The organism is Azonexus sp. (assembly GCF_036170495.1).
Taxonomy (GTDB): Bacteria; Pseudomonadota; Gammaproteobacteria; order Burkholderiales; family Rhodocyclaceae; genus Azonexus.
Genome location: NZ_JAVHPH010000277.1, coordinates 1 through 2,988, shown reverse-complemented (window position 1 = coordinate 2,988; position 2,988 = coordinate 1). Strand labels below are relative to the sequence as shown.

General features: G+C 61.5%; 4 protein-coding genes. 2 read left to right on the top strand and 2 right to left on the bottom strand.

From position 1 onward, the window contains the following. Both ADADOO_RS10065 and ADADOO_RS10060 read left to right on the top strand, forming a co-directional pair. On the top strand, window positions 1-241 hold a 241-nt coding region (locus tag ADADOO_RS10065; protein ID WP_511277208.1), incomplete at its 5' end, for an FAD-dependent oxidoreductase. 2 nt (window positions 242-243) lie between these two features. Beyond that, on the top strand, window positions 244-1,002 hold the full coding sequence (locus ADADOO_RS10060; RefSeq protein WP_511277206.1) for a Smr/MutS family protein: 759 nt from the start codon (window positions 244-246) through the stop codon (window positions 1,000-1,002). A gap of 87 nt (window positions 1,003-1,089) precedes the next feature. On the opposite strand, the gene ADADOO_RS10055 is transcribed toward ADADOO_RS10060, so the two are convergent. Both ADADOO_RS10055 and ADADOO_RS10050 read right to left on the bottom strand, forming a co-directional pair. Then, window positions 1,090-1,428, bottom strand: coding sequence for a P-II family nitrogen regulator (locus tag ADADOO_RS10055; protein WP_511277204.1), 339 nt, complete (start codon window positions 1,426-1,428; stop codon window positions 1,090-1,092). Between the two features lie 25 nt (window positions 1,429-1,453). Further along, window positions 1,454-2,988 (bottom strand): NAD+ synthase (locus ADADOO_RS10050; RefSeq protein ID WP_511277203.1); only part of this gene is annotated, 1,535 nt, incomplete at its 5' end.

The window sequence follows — 2,988 nt, the reverse complement described above, 5'->3', positions numbered from 1 at the left end:
CGTTTTCATCGCCATCGGCCACAAACCGAATACCGACATCTTTGCCGGTCAACTCGAGATGGATAACGGCTACCTGGTCACCGAAGCCGGCCGCAACGGCAACGCGACACAGACCAGCATCGCCGGCGTCTTCGCTGCCGGCGACGTGCAGGACCAGATCTACAAGCAGGCCTGCACGTCGGCCGGCACCGGCTGCATGGCGGCGCTCGACGCCGAGCGTTACCTCGACCTGCTCGCCTGAGTTTGATCGACCCGGAAGACCTCGCTGCCTTCCAGGCGGCGGTGGCTGACATCAAGCCACTGCCGCCGGTCAATCGCGTTCAGCTGAGCAAACCGAAACGCAAAGTTTCAGCCCCGCCGACAGGCAGCGAAAACCAGCCCGCCGAGCGCAAAAAGCCGCGTCAGGAAGCCTGGCCAGCACACTGGAATCTACCCGCCGCAGAATCCGGGTCGCCCCGGCAGGTTGCCACGCTTGATCCGGTTCAGGCCGAATTCCGGGCTGCCATGGCCGGCGTCGCGCCGTTGCCGCCAGCCAATGTGGTCGAGCATGGCACACGGCCACCGCCGCCCCGCCCGCTCCAGCATCTGGCCGACGAACAGGCTGCCCTGCATGAAAGCCTGCATGGCACTATTGGCCTGCAGGACCGGCTTGAAGGTGGTGACGAGCCGCATTATTTGCGCAGCGGACTGGCCCAGAATGTCCTGCGCGATTTGCGGCGTGGACGCTGGGTGATTCAGGACGAAATCGACCTGCACGGCCTGAACCGGGATGAAGCCCGGCATCGGCTCGCTTCCTTCCTGGCTGAATGCCTGCACCACGGCAAACGTTGCGTCCGGGTCGTGCATGGCAAGGGCTTGGGTTCGCCGCAAAAAACCTCGATTCTGCGTCAACTCGTGCGCGGCTGGCTGGCCCAACGCCAGGAGGTGCTGGCCTACTGCCAAGCCAAACCGCCGGATGGCGGCGAAGGCGCGCTGATCGTTCTATTGCGCAACCAGAAATAAGTAAGGGCAGCCACCGCTGCCCTTTTCATTTTCGGCCGTTTTTTCCGGTCGACCGTAGGCGTACAGTCTCCGACTCAAACACAAGGCTCAGATCGCTGCTTCGTTGGTTTCGCCGGTACGGATGCGCACCACCTGTTCAACCGGCGTGACGAAAATCTTGCCGTCGCCGATCTTGCCGGTCCGCGCCGCCTTGATGATAGCCTCGATGGCGGCATCGACCTGTTCGGTATTGACGACGATCTCGATCTTGATCTTGGGCAGGAAATCGACCACGTATTCGGCGCCACGATACAGCTCGGTGTGCCCCTTTTGGCGGCCAAAGCCCTTGACCTCGGTGACAGTCAGGCCAGCGATACCGATTTCCGACAGGGCCTCGCGCACTTCGTCGAGCTTGAACGGTTTGATGACAGCTTCTATTTTTTTCATGGGCTGATTCCTTCTTTGCAGGTTCTTAAAATTCGTCCGAATATCGGTTGGTAATAGGATACCGCCAATCCTTGCCGAAGCCACGCGGCGTGATACGAATGCCAATCGGCGCCTGGCGGCGCTTGTATTCGGCGATATGGAGCAGACGGACGACCCGGCGTACGGCATCTTCCGGCAAGCCAGCCGCAATGATTTCGCGCGGGCTGCGGTCTTCTTCCATGTAGGCGCGAACGATGGCATCGAGCACTTCGTAGGGTGGCAATGAATCCTGGTCGGTCTGGCCAGGCTTCAATTCAGCCGATGGCGGCCGGACGATAATGTTTTCCGGAATGACTGGGTCACCCTGGCACAGCGTATTGCGATAGCGCGACAGGCGATAGACCAGCGTCTTGTAGACGTCCTTGATCACCGCGAAGCCGCCGGCCATGTCGCCGTACAGCGTACAGTAGCCGACGGCCATTTCCGACTTGTTGCCGGTGGTCAGGACCAGCGCACCGGTCTTGTTGGAGATGGCCATCAGGATGTTGCCGCGAATGCGCGCCTGGATGTTTTCTTCGGTCGTATCATCCGGCAAGCCGACGAACAACGGATCGAGCATGCTGCCGTAGATGTCCATCGCCGGCGCGATGGCGATCTCGTCGTAGCGCACGCCAAGAACACGGATCATCTCGCGCGAATCGTCGAGGCTCATCTGCGCCGTATAGGGCGAGGGCATCATGACCGCCCGCACCTTGTCGGCGCCCAGCGCATCGACGGCGACACAGAGCGTCAACGCCGAGTCGATGCCGCCGGACAGGCCAATGATGGCGCCCTTGAAACCGGTCTTGCCGATGTAGTCACGAACACCGAGAACCAGGGCCCCGTAAGCCTCGGCCTCGACCGACAGCTCGTCGGCCAGTTGTTCGGAACGCAGGCAGCCGGCCTCGAAATCGACAATGCCGAGCGCCTCGGCGAAAGCGGGCAGACGCATGCAACAGTTTTTTCGGGCATCGAGCGCAAACGAAGCGCCATCGAAGACCAGTTCGTCCTGGCCGCCAACCAGATTGCCATAAATGGCCGGAATGCCCGTGGCATCGATGCGATCACCGAGCACTTGGGCGCGTTGCTGATGTTTTTCGAGATGGCAGGGCGAGGCGTTGAGAACCAGCAGCAGCTCGGCGCCGGCGGCACGGGCCAGTTCGGCAGCGCCCTCTTCCCAGATGTCGGCGCAGATATTGATGCCGCAACGCACGCCACCGAGAGTGACGACGCAGGCTTCGCTGCCCGCCTCAAAATAGCGTTTTTCGTCGAAAACTTCGTAATTCGGCAGGCGAATCTTGCGGTAACCCGCGATTTTCCGGCCATTTTCGATGACCGTTGCCGCGTTGTAGCAGCGACCATGGTGCTCTTCCGGATGGCCGACAATGACGGCAATGCCATCGATTCGCCTGGCCAGATCGTCGAGCGCCCGGTTGCAGGCCCGGTAGAAATCCGGGCGCAGCAACAGATCTTCCGGCGGGTAACCACACAACGCCAGCTCCGGCGTCAGCAGCACCTGGGCGCCGCGGGCTTTCGCCTCGG